Origin of the sequence: Nocardia sp. NRRL S-836 (assembly GCF_001279525.1) — a bacterium.
GTDB lineage: Bacteria > Actinomycetota > Actinomycetes > Mycobacteriales > Pseudonocardiaceae > Lentzea.
Genome location: NZ_LGDY01000091.1, coordinates 786,991 through 805,345 on the forward strand (window position 1 = coordinate 786,991; position 18,355 = coordinate 805,345).

10 protein-coding genes are annotated in these 18,355 nt (G+C 69.6%); 1 reads left to right on the plus strand and 9 read right to left on the minus strand.

Annotated features, from left to right (window positions below; translation table 11 throughout):
* Positions 1-10: 10 nt before the first annotated feature.
* The 9 genes from ADL03_RS46925 to ADL03_RS14450 form a co-directional block, all read right to left on the minus strand.
* Positions 11-2,296 carry a hypothetical protein gene (locus ADL03_RS46925; protein WP_157528596.1) on the minus strand — a complete coding sequence of 762 codons (2,286 nt, stop codon included), beginning with the start codon at positions 2,294-2,296 and terminating at the stop codon, positions 11-13.
* A gap of 50 nt (positions 2,297-2,346) precedes the next feature.
* Positions 2,347-4,536 carry an MBL fold metallo-hydrolase gene (locus tag ADL03_RS14410; RefSeq protein WP_197288317.1) on the minus strand — a complete coding sequence of 730 codons (2,190 nt, stop codon included), beginning with the start codon at positions 4,534-4,536 and terminating at the stop codon, positions 2,347-2,349.
* Positions 4,537-4,544: 8 nt separating this feature from the next.
* On the minus strand, positions 4,545-10,634 hold the full coding sequence (locus ADL03_RS14420) for an ATP-binding protein (RefSeq protein ID WP_053733862.1): 6,090 nt from the start codon (positions 10,632-10,634) through the stop codon (positions 4,545-4,547).
* A gap of 748 nt (positions 10,635-11,382) precedes the next feature.
* Positions 11,383-12,069 (minus strand): FadR/GntR family transcriptional regulator, encoded by a 687-nt coding sequence (locus ADL03_RS14425; protein ID WP_053733863.1) that lies wholly within the window; start codon positions 12,067-12,069, stop codon positions 11,383-11,385.
* Positions 12,070-12,129: 60 nt separating this feature from the next.
* A complete protein-coding gene (locus ADL03_RS14430) occupies positions 12,130-12,720 on the minus strand; it encodes a bifunctional 4-hydroxy-2-oxoglutarate aldolase/2-dehydro-3-deoxy-phosphogluconate aldolase (RefSeq protein WP_053733864.1) in 591 nt (196 codons plus the stop codon).
* 1,053 nt (positions 12,721-13,773) lie between these two features.
* On the minus strand, positions 13,774-14,379 hold the full coding sequence (locus tag ADL03_RS14435; RefSeq protein ID WP_053733865.1) for a DNA-binding response regulator: 606 nt from the start codon (positions 14,377-14,379) through the stop codon (positions 13,774-13,776).
* 35 nt (positions 14,380-14,414) lie between these two features.
* Complete coding sequence (locus ADL03_RS14440; protein ID WP_053733866.1) at positions 14,415-15,485, minus strand: sensor histidine kinase; 1,071 nt, start codon at positions 15,483-15,485, stop codon at positions 14,415-14,417.
* Positions 15,486-15,495: 10 nt separating this feature from the next.
* Positions 15,496-16,224 carry an ABC transporter permease gene (locus tag ADL03_RS14445; RefSeq protein ID WP_053733867.1) on the minus strand — a complete coding sequence of 243 codons (729 nt, stop codon included), beginning with the start codon at positions 16,222-16,224 and terminating at the stop codon, positions 15,496-15,498.
* Positions 16,221-17,123: an ABC transporter ATP-binding protein gene (locus ADL03_RS14450; RefSeq protein ID WP_053733868.1), complete on the minus strand. Its 903-nt coding sequence runs from the start codon at positions 17,121-17,123 to the stop codon at positions 16,221-16,223. The genes ADL03_RS14445 and ADL03_RS14450 overlap by 4 nt, the downstream gene beginning before the upstream one ends.
* Before the next feature lie 343 nt (positions 17,124-17,466).
* Here ADL03_RS14450 and ADL03_RS14455 point away from each other — a divergent pair, with 343 nt between their 5' ends.
* Positions 17,467-18,333 carry an NYN domain-containing protein gene (locus ADL03_RS14455; protein WP_053733869.1) on the plus strand — a complete coding sequence of 289 codons (867 nt, stop codon included), beginning with the start codon at positions 17,467-17,469 and terminating at the stop codon, positions 18,331-18,333.
* The last annotated feature ends 22 nt before the right edge of the window (positions 18,334-18,355 follow it).

Below are 18,355 nucleotides of genomic sequence, written 5' to 3' on the forward strand. Positions count from 1 at the left end.
TGACACGGTGTCAAACCCGTTCGATGTCCTGAACCACACCGATCACGGATGCGGGCGTCTGCTCGAGGTGTTCGGCGACATCGTCGATCTCGTGAAGTGAAACGGTTTCCAGCAGGTCAGCGGTGTGCACTCCCAAGCGAGGATCGACCAAACTGTCCTTCATGCGCAGCTGGACGCCGTTGATTTGCGCGGAGAGCCATCGGCCCACCGCCTGGTGAATGGTGCGCATGTGCGCGAGCGCGCTGCCGACCGCGTCGGCGTTCGCCCTGAGTTCCTCGTCCTCGACGGCAACAGCGAACCGCCGCACGTCTGCGATGTCCATCGGAACCGTGTGATGGCTGAGCCACTGGCGAATGGCCTGTTCTGTGGTGATCCGAGTCGGATCGGGAGCACTTCGCATGCTGTTGAGGATCGACCTGCAACCCACATTGCGGCTTCGTGCAGCCTCGATGCGAGCGTGCCACAGGTTGTCGAAGAACATCAGCAGGTGGTACTCCGGGTTCACGGTGGCGAGTACGTCGATCACCGACCGGAAGAGGTCTCGGCGCGCTGTTGCGTCGACCAATGCGATCACGTCGCCTGAGACCAGTGCCTTGGCCGCCACGCGTCGCGCTTCGTTTCCGCTGCGTCGATACACGATGTCGTTCGGTGCGAGCCAGAGGTGCTGGCCATCCGTGAACGAGATGCGCAACGCGTCGACGAGCTCCGTGTCGTTTCGAGTCGGCGGTACCGCAGTTGAGCTGGAATCGGCGCCGTTGCTTGAGGCGCGTCTCAAGAGTGCGAGCACGTCGATGACGAACGGCTCCCATGGTGAAGTGGCATCGTCGAGCGGAGCGATGGGGGAACCGCCGCGCGTCACCAGCACAGGTCTTCGGTCGTCAAACAAACCCGTGGTCGGGACGTCCAGACGCGGTGAGCTGATCTCGACTGTCTCCCGGCGCAATCCGGTGAGAGCGTTCAACGTCTGGGTGATTTGGCGAGCAGCGCGCGATCCCTCCCAGCTTCCGGCGCCCACGACGACGAGTTCCGCGGCCGTCGGCACGGCAACCAAACTCGCGAACGCTTTCGGCACGGGACCCGCGAACATGATCGAGTCGACCGGTAGTCGCGGCACTCGACCGTGCAACAGGTCGCGAAGTCCGACTGTCAAGATGTTGCGGCGCCACCCGAAGGGAATCCCTGTGTGCTCCTGGAGCATCGTGGTCGTCGCTCGAGCAGCGGTGCTGTTGCGCACCACGAGCACGCCTCGGCGTCCTCGCTCGGTCACGTCGACCACCCACTGTCGAACCGGCTCGATCTTCGGAGTGGCGGTCGCGGCGCGCAGTAGTCCGCCGAACGCGTCCGCGAGCGCCATCCACTGGTCCCGCGCCGCACCTGTGAGGTTCCGTGCAACTGCCCGAGCGTGGGTCTCAGCATCGGTGAGTCGTGTCGAGTACGGTCCACGCGGCACGAACGTGTCGTACTGACTCGGTGTACTCGGGCTCAGGGCGAACGTGTGAAACGTTCCCCAGGCCCACTGCAACGCTGCGGTGAGGGCAGTGCGTTGAACCCCTTCAGAGGTGAACGATCTCAATGCTCGCCAGGTGGTGCGCAAGGCGTCGTCAAGCGAGAAGTCGTGCTCCGGGAGCAGGACCGTGAGATCGCTTGTACCTGCCACGGTGAGCAGTTGCGAGGATGCGGCGACTGTTCGTCCGGCTGCTTCTGTTCGATGGTCAGCGAGACGAGTCAGCGTGGCCGGATCGAACGCCCACACGACACCGTTCGCGTCACGCACCTTGGCGAGCGCTTCGTCGAACGGATTGTCCGTGAGGTAGACGAGATTTCGGCGGGTGCGCAGCAGGCGGTCGAGATCGGCCGGCCTGCCTCCGGCGCCGTCGACGACGATGGCACCGCCGAAATCCGGAACGCGGCCGGCATCGGTCGCGAACACCATCCGTGCACCGCCTGCTGCCGGATATGCGTCGCCGATCGGTACAACTGAGCCGTCGGCGGCCAGCCGAGCCCTGGGAACAACGCCGCTCAGCGGCGAGTCCCGCACGTACAGCTGGTCGTAGAACGTGCGTTGGGACAGTCGTGACGAGACGAGTGTGGACGAGACTGCGACGCTTGCGCTGCGTGCGATTTCGGCGACGAGCGCTGCGGTGCCGAGCACAACCGGTGTATCCGCTGCGGGAAGCGGGATCACCAACGCCACGGGTGTGCTCTTTGCGGCAGCGGCATCGACGACTGCGAGCAGCTCGACGTCGAACGGTGACGGGGTGAACCGACGTGGTCCGGCCGCGGTGCGCAACCGCAAGTCACCGCGGTACAGGACGCTGGAGAGCCCAGCATGGCTCGTTCGCCCGGTCATGCCCTGGTCCGGCAGCGAACAGGAGACCACTGTCCTGTGGACACCGTCGCCTGGCCGCGCAAACGCAACCGCTCCGCCAAGATTGCCTGACCGCTTCGCTCACCGTGCACGAGCATCACTTCGTGGGCACCGATCTCGGCCGTGATCGCAACGAGCTCATCGGCTGTGGCATGCGCACCGAGCCCGTACTTGGTGACCGTGCACTTCACCGGCACCTGGACCATTTCGCCCTCGAACGTGGGAAGTGCGAATCTTCCGCCCTTGTTCTGTGCCAGAGCGAGCAGCTGCCCGCCCGGCGAGTCGGCGTCTTGGTAGCCGACGAACATCAAGGCGGCGGACGGGTCGGGCAACAGAGCCCTCGCCCATGTGACCGCCGGTCCTGCGGTCAACATGCCCGAAGTGGCGATCACCACGCCGCTGTGGAAGTTGTCCACCGCGGTTCGGGTGCCCCGAGGAGGAACCGCCCGCACCTTGTCGCCGAAGATGCGCATCGGTGTGCCGTCAGGGCTTGGCTGCTGTTCGTAGACGGACGACACGCTGCGAGCGAGCCCATCGATGAGTACGTCGACATCCGGCAGCTCCGCGGCGATCGTGAGTGCGACCTCCTGCGCGCGGCCGAGTGCGAACGCGGGAATGAGAACCCTCCCCCCAGCGCTCGTCACAGCGGCGATGTCGCTGACCAACCTCGCGGTTTCGGTAGCGCGGGATGCAGTTCGTCCCATGCCGGCATAGGTCGACTCCAGCAGGAGCAGATCCGCGCCGCGCGCCGATGCGGGCACCTTTATGCCGCTCACCGTGCGTTGTCCGTGCCGGGACACGTCACCGGAGACGACCACGCGCCTGTCGGCCGCGTGGACGATCACACCGGCGGCGCCGACGATGTGTCCGGCGGGGAACAGCTCCACGTCGACCTCGCCGATCCGGCTCCGGTCCCCGAACTGCACCGTCCGCATGCGGGACAGCGCATGCCGCACGTCGTCACGTCCATAGGGGACTGACGGCCCGGTTCCGTCGGTCTCCTCGCTCTTGCGTGCGAGCACCTTGGCGGAGTCGAACCACATGGTCGCCAGCAGCGCAGCGGTGGCGTCGGTGACGATGACCGGTGTTTCCGGTCGTCGAATCAGCACGGACGGCACCCATCCGGCGTGGTCGTTGTGGGCATGAGTCACGACGATGCCGTCGAGATGCCCGCCGTACACGCGCTCTATTCCGGGTGGTGCCATCTGAGCTGCGGTGGAGGCGCCAGGGCGCGTGCCGACGTCAACCAGCAGCCTGGAACCGCCTGCGGTCACGAGCACACACGAGCCGCCGATCTCGGTGCCGCCGCCGAGCACCTCCACCTTGAGGTCGTGATCGCGCACCTCGACCGGCTGTCTGGGCGGTGAGACGAAGGCTTTGAGCAACGTCGGCAACCACGTCTGCGCGGTCGTGACGAGCTCGTCGGGCAGCCCTGCGAGTTTGGCCGCGGCAGCGATCCGGTCGAGGTCCACAACCGGCGCCAACGCAGGCCGCCCCGGATCGACACGTACCGGTTCTCCCGGACCGACACCGCGGCTGTCGTGCAGGAGATCGTTGTCACGCATGACAAAACCGGCAGCGAGCGTGGCAGCTGCCCGGACCGGGTCCGCGGCGTCGAGCCGCGCACTGGCGAGCCGAGCTTCTGCGGCGTCTGCTCGCGCCGCTGCCGAAGCGAGCTCCTCCGTTGTCTCCACCAGTTGGACCCGCAGCTCGGCCGCTTCTCGCATGGCGACCTCTGCCCGTGCCTTCGCGCGATCGCGTGATTCACGCGTCTTCGCCAAGTTCCGCGCCGCGCGCTCTTCTTCTCGTTGCTCAGCAGGCGCGCGGCGCGCGCGTTCGGCCTCTCGATTCGCCCGTCGTGTCGCCTTGCGTGCGGAATCGATCAACTTCCGGATGTTGGCCACTGCCTGAGCGGCAGCAACGGCGTCAGCCGCCACGAGGCCGGCGGCCAACTCAGCACCACCGTCGCCAGCGCTGGGTGGACCGAAACGCGAGAGAACGGCTGCGCGCAAGCCCGCTGACTGCTCGAGCAGGCCGAGCAGGGTCGCGACACCTTGAGGATCGGCGACCACCCGATCAGGGTCGACTGGCTCGCTGGACCGCTCACTCACCACCATCGCCGCTCCGCGCAGGGTCTCGCGGACCGCTGCGGGGAGCGGCGTGCTCAAGGTCGCTGTCATACGCCCGCCGTGGTGGCGTCCTGGGTGATGAGCGCGGCCAAGGTGGGTTCCGGCCGCAGCCGTCCGGCCTCCGTCACGAGCAAGCAGCCGAGCGCCATGAGCACATCCATGACCTCGCCGTACGACCCGTACCCGGTGCCGGCGAGCTGGACGCGGTCATCGAGCTCGAGCAGCTCGACGAGTTCGTCAGGGGCGTCGCCGTCCGCGCCGGAAAGGGTTACGATTGAACGGAACGCGGCGGACAGCACCGGCGTTTCAGTACCGACGCCCGTGGCGGCCAGCAACTTGTGGCCACCGTCGCCAGCCAACCACTTCTCCAGGTCGGGAAGCAGTTTTACGCTCCCGGTGGCAGTTCCCGCCGCAGTTGCCAGGTGCTTGGCCTGTGCAACCGCCTGCGGCCAGCCGCCGGTCACCTTCAGCAGCTCAGCGCGGGACTGGTCGTCGCGGAACGGCAGGTTGTCCTCGTCGCACCACATGCGCAGGCCAGGCTCGTCCACACGGCACAGGTCGATCCTGGCCTGCCGCCCGACCCATGCCGAGGCGTTGCCGGGCGAGACGATCAACGCCACCGCGACGTCATTGCGCGCCGACTTCACCGCGGTCTCGGCAGACCGGAGCAGTGCTTCCAGTGTTGCGGGAGATACCGACTGGGCGTCGGCGAGCAACAGCGTCGAGTCGCCGGCAGCGAGTGCCACCGCAGACTTGATCCCGTCCGGCGTCACCGTGTGGACGCGGTGCAGCGTCGTGAGATGTGCCCCTTCTGCGCGGGCTGCCTCCACAGCGTTGATCACTCTGTCGATCCCGAGCGCCGTAGATCCGGCAACGGTCAGCACTTCCCGTCGGGCGTCGAACAACCGTCCGAGCTGGCGCTCCGTCAGCGGCGAACGGCTCGAGTTCAGCCGACGCCGATATGATCCACCGTCGGATGCCGAAGGGACGACGAGGCGTTCGGAAGCCGTGTACAGGGTGTCGAGCACCTCCTCCTCGGTGCCGAGCAGCCGCCGAACGGTAGGCGTGCGCAGGCGGTACCTGCTGTCGTCGAGCGCGAGGATGCCGAGGTCCACGCATTCGGTTACCAGGCCGCGGAAGTCGTCCGCGCCGACACCACTGAACCCGGCTGGCCAGTGCGACCGGGCGATCTGTGAGAGCTCGTTGAGGCTCAGACTCGCGTCGATGCCGCGTTCGTGCGCCGCTTCGGCGACCGCGTAGGCGATCACGAGGTACCTGTGGTCCAGGTTGAGGGTCAGCACGTACTTCTCCCGGAACGCCTCGAGGAGCTCGGCGTCCTGGAGGACCTCGTCGACGTCCGTTGCGGTGATGAGCTGTGGCGGACCGTCAGGGGGAACGACCTTCGCCGCCAGGTGCTTGACCAAGGCCTCGCCGAACAGCTGCAGAAGTGCCGGCATGTTGTTCGCCATGGCCAAGATCCGGGCCGGTAGCGCCGTCGCGTCCTCGAAGACGAAGCCCAGTGCGGCCAACGGGTCGATCAGCAGGTCCTGGGCGTGCTGAGGCCTGAGCGGACCAACGCTGATCGGCCGGCCGAAGTGGGAGAGAGGCTGGTTCGGCAACGACTCGAACCGAGCAGTCCGGTGCAGGCCGGCGAACACCACCTTGACGCGCCGATTCGTGTCGAGCATCAGTTTTCGACACCAGTCGACGTGCACGAAGAACGCTCCCGCCGATGCGTCGGCGTCGAGGAAGGCGTCGGCTTCGTCGAGCAGGATGAGCAAGGCCCGTGATCGGTCGTGTTCCAGCCACCGCACGACCGAGTCGTAAACGACCTGCGCGATGTCCACGTCACCGGCAGGCGCGGTCTCCTCGACGATGCCGATACGCGCGAGAAGCGGCCACAGGGCAACCCAGATGCGCTCGGGCCGCCCGTCGCCGCCGACGGTGAACACACTGGTGAGCACCGCGTGTCGGCCGTGTCCCGAAGCGTTGAACTGCCGGGCGGCTGCCCTGAGCAAGGCCGACTTCCCCAGCTGCCTTCCGCCGGATACGAACGACGGACCATTGAGGTCGACCACTGCGGCGAGTTCCTCCGTTCGCCCGTAGAACATCTCCGGCGGCGTGTCACCGGGACTGTCGCGGTACGGGTTGGCCGCGGAGAACGGCAGTGCGATGGCCGCGAACGTCGACCTCCGCGGCTCGGGCTGACACACGAGGTAGGCCAGTGCTGCCGCGTCGAGAACGAGCAACGGCGGGTTGGCACGTCCCCTTGCCGCGTTGGCGATCGCCCTGCGGTCCGCCGGACTGAGCGCCACGCCAAGCCACAACACCAGCACCGTGTGGTCAGGCGTTTCGCCGCTCATCCACTCGATGAGCGTCGCCGGTGTCGGTGCGCTCTTGACCAGCAGAACGCGCAGCGTCGTCCCATCAGGACTCATCTCCGACCCCAGCGCCGGCGTCAGCGCCCCACCGGTGCCGGTGACACCCTGCAGCCGCAACCAGTTCCTTCCGGAGTGCCTGGTGTTCGCAGGCTCCACCTTCAGTGTGGTGAACTCCAGGCCCGCCTGCGCGAGCACCAGCTGCAGAGAGCCGGCGGTGTCCGCTTTGCGGGTGCCACCGGTGTCCTGACCTGCCAATGCTTCCCATGCGCTCAATGCTCTGCGACCGGCGTCGCGGCGAGCTTTGGAGAGTTCCGCGGTCGCGAGTCCCGCGGCTGCGAGAGCCGCCGCGCTCTCTTCGCTGGACTCGACCGACAACGTCCGGTGCAGGTCTCGCAGGAGGTTCGAGTGCCGACTCGCCACCTGGGGGACGTCCGGGAAGAAGGCTGCGAGGTGGTTCACGCCCTGACCCGTTGCCGGCAACGTGCCTCCGGCCAGCACGGTCTGGAGGTACTCGTCCGCACTGGCGACCTGACCACCGGTCGCCAGTTTGACGAGCCGCTCAAAGGCCTCGGCGACAGCCGGGTTCTCGCTCGCGCGCTCCTCGATGCGCGCGACCGTCGCCGAGATCTTGCTCTCGGTGAGACGGCTGAGCTCGGCGGTCATGCTGGTGACCGAGTTCCGGATCCGACCGAAGTCCTGCCTGCCCCGAGTGGTGAGCGCCTCGACCCGTGCTGCGAGGGATGCCCACGGCTGGTCGTCCAGCGTCCCGGCGAGTCGCTTGGCGTTGATGAGCTTCGTCAGCTCTGCGACTTCCGCCATGATGTCGGCGGACTTGTGAGCGATGTCGACACTGCGCTTGCGTTCGAGGGCGGCAGCGCGACCTGGGTCGGACGCGCGAACACCCGCGATCAGCGCAGCGGTGAGGTCGTGATCTCCGCGTTCCGCCCGCAGTTCGTACACCTTGACCGGGTCCGGGGGCGAGGAGACTGCCACTTCGAGGAGCGTTGGCAGCTGCTCCGCTGACAACCCGTTGTCAGGCAACAACGTCTCGGTGTCGAGGGAGAGCGACGTCGCCAGGAGCTCGTTGTGCAGGACGAACGCCAGCGGTGGTTCGTCCGCCTTGGGCGCCTTCCCGTCGCAGATCGCGAACGCCTCGCCGAGCAGCTTGCCCGCAGCGGAGGCCGCTTCCGGTATCTCGGCGCTGCCGAGTGCGTTGAGCTCCGCCAACGCCTGTTCGCGCACCTCGGCGAGTCGGTGCCGCAGCTTGGTGAGCGGTCCCGCCCTCCACGCCCCTGCGGTGATGACCGTCTGTCCTTCGGCCGCCCGTTCGGCGAGGTCGGCCCAGCGAGCGGCCAGCTCGACCGCCTGTTCCCAACGGTTCAGCAGGTTGGTGCGAGCCCCTGCGACGATGCGGTTCGAATGGTTGCGACGAAGTGATGCGAAGGTGGTGTCGATCGACTTCTGCCCCTTGCCGCGCAGGGAGACGACGGCGTCCCGCACCGACCTCACGGCGTCGACGTCATTGGCCGCGACCTGGCCGAGCAGCTTGCCGAGATCACCGTCCGGACTCATCCAAGCCTGGTACACGCCGTTCGCGGGAACGTACTTGATCGTCCGCCTGCTGGCGCCCGTGAGCAGTGCTGCAGCCTCGGCGGCGGTGTCTGCTGCGGCGTTCTCCGCCGCAGCCAGGTTACCGACCGCGCTAGCGGCCTCAGCGAGCACGACGATGCCGGCACGGCTCCCGTCTGCGAGAGCGGTGAGAGCCTCGGTCAACGCCGTTTGCTCGCCGATGCACGGCAGCAGGTCGAGCAGCACACCGGCGGGTCCCGCCGACGGTGCGAGCAACGCGATCCTGGCCGCGGCCGCGAGTGCGATGAGCTGGCCGGCGCGATCGTCACCGAGCAGGTCCCGGCGGACCGCGGGTGCCAGTTCGGCGAACGCGGTGGCGAGCTGTCCGGTGGGGTTTGTCAGCGCTGCGGCGCAGGCCGCCAGTCGGCGAACCGCGACACTGGCCTCTGGTGCCCCATTGGCTTCGAGGAGATCGGCTGCCATGCCGAACCTGGGGGCGGCCAGCAACGTCACTGCGGCCGTCGTCGCGTCGCACGAGCTGTTGAGGATGGTGTGGGGCTGGACCGCGGGGGCCAGCGGAACCGTGGTCGGGGCCGGTTCGGCAACCGCTGCCTCTTCGATGACCGGGCGTCGTCCGGCCCTGCTGACCGCTGCGAGCGAGGCGGCCGCACCGGCGTCGAGCAAGGAGTCGAGGTCAGCAAGGTCGTGCCGCTGCTCCATGGTCGTGCTCGACTCGTCAGAGCTGTCTTCAGCGCTTGCGGTTGACGGCTCGTCTTGTGCGTGCTCGACGGTCACAGCGAGGGGGGCGTGGACTTCGTCGATGTCGGGCTCGGCGGTGGGGCCGGGCTCGACGGACTCGTTCTCCACCGGTCCGGCGAACAGCTCAGTGGGTTGGTTCTCCGCCGGGGGTGGAGGCTCTTCCGGCACGCTCACGGTGCCGAAGCTGATTGCGGCGATCAGCGGGGCGACCGTCGGCCACGCGGCCTGTGCCTTGGTCTGCACCTCGCTCAGGGCCGCGTAGTCGATGTCTCCGTCCTTTCTGCTGGCGGCGGTGAACTCGAGGAAAGCCCACAGGTCTCTGAGGTGAGCTCGCGGTGCGTCGGGGTCGCCGACCGCCGTTTCGGCTGCCGCGCGCACCTCCAGCACTGATTTCTGAAGCGCTGCAGGACCGGTCAGCGCAGTCATCCTGCGCAGCCACCTGAGCTCCTCGGCTGTCGCCAATTTGTCGGACAGCGTCTTGACCGCGAACCGCAGCCCGTCACGGGTGTCTGCCAGGTCTTGGTCCAGCTCATGCCTCAGGTTGGTCAACACCGCGGCCGTTTGCTCGGTATACGTGACGACTTGGCTGAGTGTGCTCGTGGCCGGCAACCGGCCCTCGTGCAGCTCGCGCGCGATGATGGAAGCCGCATCGCTCACCTCGTCCCAGCGGAGCAGCAGCTCGGAGGCGTGCTCCGTGAGGTCGCCGTGGCAACCGACTGGACTTTCTTCGGTCAGATGCTGTGGGTTCTCGGTCATCTCGTCCAGGAGGTCGGGGAGGTTCTCGGCCGAGATCGATGTCGCGTCCATGCCCAGCTCCTTCAGCCGAGCCGAGAACACGAGCTCAGCTAACGGAACGGCTGGGACGGCAGGAAGCTCGGTGTACGACTCGGTCAACCGTTCGTGCACAGCACGGGCGTCGTCGTTCGATTGGGCGAGCAGCGCCAGGGCGGCTGCCGCCTCGGCGGTGTCACCGATGATGGCGACCGCCAGACCGGCGGTGATCAGCGCTGGACTGAGGTCGCTCACAGCGGTTTCCAGCGTGATGAGGTCGGGGTGTTCGGCGTAGACGTCGAGCGCTTGGCGCGGATCCGAGGCCAGTACGTGAGCCCAGCCCGCTGGGCTGGTGCCGAAGTCGAACGCCGCGCTGATCGGGGTGGTGAAGTCGCGCAGAAGGTCGAATCGCGACTGGGTCGTGTCCGACCGCAGACGCGCGAGCAGTTGGACAGCCATTCCGCGGTTCACGGTCGCTGCCAGGCGCAGGCCGAGTGCGCTGAGCACGTGCTGTCGGTGCCGCGGCGGCATGGCGCGCAGCGTCTTCAGCACCTCGTCAGCGGTCACCTGCACGAGTGCCGCGCTGGCAATCGCCTGGAAGTTGCCGTGTTCGGCGATCTCCCGGCCGGAGGGCCAGGACGGCGGTGTGGTGGGCAAGCTCGTGTGGTGGTGAGTGTGCGCTCCGTCGCGACAGCGGCAGCCCTTCCGACGTCGTGGGTTCGCCACGGAAGATCCTCCTGAATGCGATGTCCGCAATTGACACGAGCTGGTGTTTCAGGTGTTCAACGGCCCTTGAGTGCTGTCATGCGCATGTGGTATCCCCGACGCGGACAGCATTAGAGCGGGCGCTCCGCCTTGATGTCGCGCAGGCGGTTCCACCGAGTACGACCAGTTGGTCGCCGCAGTCGGCGAGAATGTTACCGATCGGATGAAGCTGTGCAAATCTGGCTCGAACTTCAAGGCGTGCGCAATTGCGTGTCCAGTTGAACGGGCAGCTCGCCAGCGCTATGAGCGCGTCCCGGTGTCCGTGGACCGCTGGCAATTGTGGGGTCTGGAACTGGGGCAACCAGTTGGTTGCGGCACAACACGGCCGCGAGAAGGCTGTCGCAGGGAGCGTGGTTCGGCTCAATGGAGCCCGCGACAGCAACTTGGTTTGATGTGCAGGCAAGTGCGAGAAGCTTGAGGCGCTAGGCCATCCCGGTGAATTTCGTATTCAGTGCAGGCGGAATGAGTGTTGATCATCCTAGGGCTCAGCGCCTCTGAGCGCACTCACCGCGGCGAAAGTGTCCACGAATTGACCAGTTCTGGTTCCTCCGTGTCACGTGCTCCTGAGGACCGCACGGTGGCTGTGTCACCGCGCGATCCTCTCGGTAGGTCGCCCGTTCGGGGCGGGGTCTGCTGGCGATCAGCTCAGCCGGTTCAGGTCCGGTTTTTCCTCGTCGACCAACGCCCGCGCCGCCGCGTGGGCCGCCCCGGGATCACGTGCCGTGATCGCGTCCAGGACGGCGCGGTGTGACGGCACCGGGTCGCCGGCGACGCTGCCGTGCACGAGCTTGTCGCGTTCCGCCAGGCCGATCGCGACGACCCGCTCGACCTGGGTGAGGAACGTGTTGTGCGCGGCGGCCACCAGCAGGCGGTGGAAGTCGTGGTCGGCGCGGACGGTCGCGGCTAGGTCGCGGGCGCCGGTCATGCGGTCCAGGGCGGCGGACAACGCCTCGACGTCCTCGCGGGTCGCGCGTTCGGCTGCCAGGCGGGCGGCGGCGGGTTCTACGATCACGCGCATCTCGGTGAGCTCGGTGAACAGGCCCGGGTCGGCGGTGGCCTCGGTCTGCCAGCGCATGACGTCGGTGTCGAGGAGGTTCCAGGACGAGCGGGGCTGGACGAACGTGCCGCGCTTCTGCCGGGCGTCGATCATGCCCTTGGCGGAGAGGACCTTCAGCGCCTCGCGCAGGGCGGTGAGGGAGACGTCCAGCTCCTCGCGCAGGGCCGGCAGGTCGAGGGTGTCGCCCTCGCCGATCTCACCGGCCACGATCCGGCCGGCCAGGGCCTCGACGGTCTGGCCGTGCACGCCCCGGAGCCGCTTCTCGGTCATGACGGCAGAGCATACGTCCGGATCATAAATTATGGATTAAAACCGTCTCGCTGCCGCTGGCTATGGCCGCAGCAGTGCCTGGATCTCCTCGATCGACGTGCGGTGCAGGGCCGATCCGACCCCGCAGGCCACCGCACCCGCCGCCAGCCACGCCGGGACGTCGGCCGGTGCGACACCGCCGGTCGGCACCAGCGGCGCGTGGGGCAGCACGGCGAGCACGTCCTTCACCCACTGCGGGGTCGGCGCGGGGAACACCTTCACGGCGTCCGCACCGGCCTCCAGCGCCTGGACCACCTCGGTGACCGTGGCGGCACCCGGCAGTACGGCGGCGCCGTAGCGGTGGCCCGCCCGGAGCACGGCCGGTTCGAGGTTGGGTGCCACCAGGAACTGTGCTCCGGCGCGGACGGCGGCGACCGCGGACGCCTCGTCCAGCACGGACCCGGCGCCGATCGTGGCGTCCGGGTGGCTGGCGCGCAGCTGCCGGATGGCCTCCAGGGCGCCGGGGTTGGTCAGCGGGAGCTCCAGCGACGTCAGGCCCGCGTCCAGCAACGGGACGGCGGCCTGCAGCGCGGAGTCGGTGTCGGGCGTGCGGATGATCGCGATGACGCCCTGCCGCACGACTGCCTGGGTGATCTCGTAGCGGTAGCTCACGCCGACAGCCTACGGGAGATAAATTAGGAATTATTCGGGGTGCTGGGGTGTGTCACGGTGGGGCCGGCCCAGGCTGGCTGGTGGCGTGCGGGGTGGGCGGGACCACCGTTGTCGTGCCGCCGCACCGGCGAACGCCAGACTTGCCCGGCGACCGCGCCGGCCTGCCCAACCTTCGCCACGCGCGGCCTGCCCTCCGGTGTCGTGCCTGCCCGGCTGCTGCGCCGCGCCTGTCCGGTGACCGCGCCACGCCTGCCCAACCTTCGCCAAGCGGGCCCGCCCTTCGTGCCGCGCCTGCTTGGCGGCTGCGCCGCGCCTGCCCGCGACCGGGTCACGCCTTCTCAGCCTCCGCCACGCCTCCCGGCGACCGCGTCACGCGCGCTGGCGGCCCGCCACGCGCCAGCGAGCGCGCCACGCGCGGCCCGCCCTCCGCGCCGCACCCGTCTCCGTCACGCGCGGCCCGCCCTCCGCGCCGCGCCCGTCCGGTCGCTGTCCCACGCCTGCCCCGTGCCTGCCCCGCGCCTGCCCGCAGCTGCGTCATGCCTTCTCAGCCTCCGCCACGCCTCCCGGCGGCCGCGCCACGCGCGCCGGCGACCCCGCCACGCCTGCCCGTCTCCGTCACGCGCGGCCCGCCCTCCGCGCCGCGCCCGTCCGGCGGCTGCCCCGCGCCTGCCAGCGGTCGCGCCGCGCCTGCCAGCGGCCGCGCCACGCGCGCCAGCGACCCCGCCACGTCAGCCCGCCTTGCCACGCGCGGCCCGCCCTCCGTGCCACGCCCGTCCGGCGGCTGTCCGTGCCTGCCCGGCGGCTGCGTCATGCCTGCTGGCGGCTGCGCCACGCCCGCCCACGACCGGGCCACGCCTACTCAGCCTCCGCCACGCCTCCCGACGACCGCCCACGCGCGCCGGTGCCCGCGCCACGCGCGCCCGGCGTCCGCGCCACGGCGCAGACCGCCTCGTCCACCTCGACGCCCAGCCCAGCCCGGCCCGGCCGGGCCGCGATTGCAGTGGTGACCGCACGGCACCAGCGCTGCGGCACCAGTGGCACCGGCGCGCAGCGCTACAGCCAGCCGCTGTCCTCGGCGACCCTGACCGCCTCCGCCCTGGTGCGCGCTCCGGTCTTGCCGATCGCGGCACTCAGGTGGTTGCGCACCGTGCCCTCCGACAGGTGCAGCGCCTTCGCCAGGTCCGACACCGTGCCGCCGTCCCGCGCGACGGCGAGCACGTCGCGTTCGCGGTCGGTCAGCGGGCTCTGGCCCATTGCCAGCGATGCCGCGGCCAGCGCCGGGTCCACCACGCGCAGGCCGGCGTGGACCCGGCGCACGGCGTCGACGAGCTGTTCGGGGGTGGCGTCCTTGACCACGAAACCGGCGGCGCCCGCCGCCATCGCCCGTGCCAGGTAGCCGGGGCGGCCGAAGGTCGTGCAGACGATCACCCGGCAGGACGGGAGCGCGGTGCGCAGGGCGGCGGCGGCGCTGAGGCCGTCGACGCCGGGCATCTGCACGTCGAGGAGTGCGACGTCCGGTGTGGTGCGGCGGGCGGCGGGCACGACCTCGTCGCCCGCGCTGACCTGGGCTACTACCTCGATGTCGGGTTCCAGGCCGAGCATCGCGGCGAACGCGCCCCGCACCAGGGCCTGGTCGTCGGCCAGCAACACCTTGATCACGCCGCCTCCTGCCGTCGAAGAAGATCCTGCCACCGTCAGGAGACCTCGGCGCGCAGCCGGTAGCCGCCGTCGGTCAGCGGTCCGGCGAGGACCGTGCCGCCGAGCGGGGCCAGCCGTTCGGACAGGCCCCGCAGACCGGTTCCCGGGGTGCCGACGCCGGCGCCGCGGCCGTTGTCGCGCACCTCCAGCCAGGTGTCGCCCAGCCGCACCGAGCACCGGGTCGCCGCCGCGTGCCGCAGCACGTTGGTGACCGCCTCGCGCAACACGTACCCGAACACCCCCTGCAGCTCGGGTCGCACGTTGTCCACCGCGTTCGGCAGGTCCGCCTCGATCCCGGCCGCGCGCAGCACGGCCCGCGCGCCGACGACCTCCGCCGACAGCGACACCTCGCGGTAGCCGGAGACGGTCGCGCGCACGTCGCTCAACGCCTGCCGGGTCAGGTCCTCGACCTCGCGGATCTCCGCCAGCGCCCGGTCGGGCGACTCGCGCTCCAGCAGCCGCCGCGCCACGCCGGCCTTGAGCGTGATCGTGGTCAGGCTGTGCCCCAGGACGTCGTGCAGGTCGCGGGCCAGCCGGTTGCGCTCCTCGGTCCGCGCCAGCGCCGCGATCTCCTCCTGTGCCAGCGACAACGCCCGGTTCGCCCGGACCATCCGGCCGATCGCGAGCATGCCCAGCGAGATCGACAGCAACGTGCCCAGCTGGCCGCCGTCGCGCGGCAGGTCCTGCGTGAGGTACATCGTGACCGCCAGCGCCACGAGCACCGACCCGTCGATCACGATCGCCCGCCACGGTGGCAGCACGATCGCGACCGTGGACACGATGTAGACCATCAGGCCCGCGTACCCCATGCCCAGCCAGTACACGACGACCAGGCCGTTCGCGGTCAGCGCCAGGCAGATCAGCGTGTTCACGTCCTCGCTGCCGCTGGACCACAGCCACAGCGGCGCCACCAGCCAGCCGGCCCCGTAGGCCACGATCACCAGCACCAGCACCGCGCGCTGCGTCGCACCCCGGTCGCTGACGACGACGTCGTAGATCACCGCCGGGATGTAGAGCAGGACGAACACACTGCCGAAGAGGAACCATCTGCCGTTGGTGTGCCACACGACGTCGAACCTAGTTCTGCGCGCGGTAGCGGCGCACGGCGATCAGCGACAGACCCGCGACCCACAGGCCGATCACCAGGAACGCCCGGCCGACGTCCACACCGGACACGAACGGCGCCTGCGCCAGCTCCTTCACCCAGTACGTCGGCAACACCTGCATCAACGTCGTCAGCCACCGCGGTGCCACGTCCGCCGGGATCCAGAGCCCGCCCAGCAGCCCCAGCAGCATCGACGCCAGGCCGGTGATCGCCTGCATCCCGTCCGGGGTCGCGAGCAGCCCGATCACGATCCCCAGCAGCACGAACGGCACCGCGCCCAGCCACAGCGTGCCCAGCACGCCCGCCCACTGCGCCACGTCCATCCGCACGCCCTCGATGGCGCCGATCACGCACACGAGCACGATCGCCGGCAACCCGACCAGCAGGCCCAGCGCGCCCTTGGCCAGCAGGTACCCCGAGCCGGTCAACGGCGTCAGCCGCAGCTGCCGCTGCCACCCCAGCCCGCGCTCGACCGCGATCCGCGCGCCGATCGTCAGCGGCCCGGCCATCACGCCGAACAACGCCATGTTCATCATCAGCGACGTCGCGACCGGCAGCCCGTTGGGGAACGTCCCGTCACCGCCGCCGTACAGGTTCACGAACAGCAGGAACATCACCGACGGCACCACCACGGTGAAGATCAGGTATCGGCCGTTGCGCAGCACGCGCCGCAGCTCCAGTGCCAGGAACCTGGTGTTCATCGGTCCTCCTCGCCGGTCAGTGCGAGGAACGCGTCCTCGAGGCCCATCGCCGTGATCTCGATGTCGTGCGCGCCGGGGAAACCCGTCACCAGCGCGCGTACCGCCGCGTCGGAGTCGGTGCAGGCCAACGTGAACCGGTCGCCACGCCGTTCCATCGACCGCACGCCCGGCAGCACCAGCTCGGCCACCCCGGGAACGACCGCCCGCACCGTGCGACCGGACACCGCGGCACGCACCTGCGCCACCGATCCGTCCGCCACGACCCGCCCGGCCCGCATCAGCACCACCCGGTCCGCGTACTCCTCGGCCTCCTCCAGGTAATGCGTCGCGAACAGCACCGTGCGGCCGGTGTCGGTGTAGGCGCGCATCTGCTGCCAGAACGCCCGCCGCGTCTCCACGTCCATCGCGACCGTCGGTTCGTCGAGCACCAGCAGGTCCGGTTCGCAGACCAGCGCCAGCGCGAACCGCACCCGTTGCTTCTGCCCGCCGGACAGCTTCGTGCACCGGCGCCCGGCGAGGTCCTCGATCCCGGCCTGCCGCAGCGCCCGCGCCACCGGCATGGGCTTGCGGTGCAGTGCCGCGACCAGCGCCACGACCTCGGCGACCGTTGTGTCGTCGGGCAACGCCCCGCCCTGCAGCATCGCCGAGACCTGTCCGGCCACCACGGCCTCGCGCGGTGTCCTGCCGAACACGCTGACCTCGCCGCTGTCCGGAGTGGACAGACCGAGCAGCAGGTCGACCGTCGTGGACTTGCCGGCCCCGTTCGGGCCGAGCAGCGCGACCACCTCACCGGGCGAGATGACCAGGTCGACCCCGTCGACCGCGCGCACCTCGCCGAACCGCTTCCGCAGGCCGTTCAACGCCACCGCGGCGCCGGCCCGTACCGCTGTTTCCGTCATGCCTCGATGCTGGTCCCGCGCGGCTCGCCGAGCGGGGATCGGCTGTCACGACCTCGCCGTGACAGATGTCATGGCCTACCCCGGGACCGGGACGGGCACGCCCGCGCATCGCATAGTCGCAGCCGATCGGCGTGACCGGCTCGTAGAGGTGCCCGACCAGCTGCACCGGGCTCGTGCCGCCGGTGAGCTGCATCGGCCGGCCCTCGGTGGGCCAGCCGATGCAGCGCTTCTCGTAGAGGCCGAACCGGCCGGCCACCGGGAAGCGCTGGGCGCGTTGCTCGTGGTGGCGCCACACGGTGGCGCTGCGATCCGCGTGCACCGCCGGGTCGGTAATGTCTGTCCGATGGGGATCGTCCGCATCGGCGTGTTCTACGACGGCACGTGGTTCGCCTACCTCAGCGACTTCTACGCCACCGCGCACCGGCGGGCGGCGCGGATCTCGCTGGACGGGCTGCACGACGCCCTGCGCTGGTACGTCCACGCCGAGACCGGCCGGCCGCTGGAGGACTGCGTGGTCGCGGAGGCCCACTACGTCCGCGGCCGCATCGAGACGCCGGCCGCGTCGTTCGACGCCGTGCTGGCCTCGACCGGGATCACGCGGCACGACATGCCGTTGCACGGCGGCAAGGAGAAGGGCGTCGACGTCCACCTGGCGCTGGAGGCGTGGGACCGGGCGACGACCGTGCCGCTGGACTGGGTCGTCCTGCTCACCGGCGACGCCGACTTCGCGCCGCTGGTCACCAGGCTGACCGCGCGGGGTGTGCACGTGGTGCTGCCGGTGGTCGACGTGCGGGCGACCGAGGGCAGCCCGGTGCCGGCCTGGACACCGCGCACCGCGGCGCCGCTGCGGGCCGCCACACCGTTCACGCCCGGTTTCGACGACCTCTTCGCCCCCACCGACCGGCCCGATTACCCGCTGCGGGGTGCTTTCGTGCGGTCGTCGGAGGCGGTGGCGTCGCCGGTGGGGACACCGCGCGGGCGGCGGCGGGGGACCGTCGCTACCTGGAGGTCGGGGCAGTCACATGGGTTCATCACCGACACCAAGGGCGGGTCGTGGTTCGTGTCGCGCGACGACCTGCCGGAGGGGCTGACGTTGCTGCTGGCCGGGACGCCGGTGTCGTTCACCGGGTCGCCGGTGCCGACGGCGGGCCGCAAGTACCCGCGGGCGCAGCTGGTCAGGGTCGACGAGTTCCCCTCGCACACCAAGTGAGACGACCGTGGTTACAGCTCGT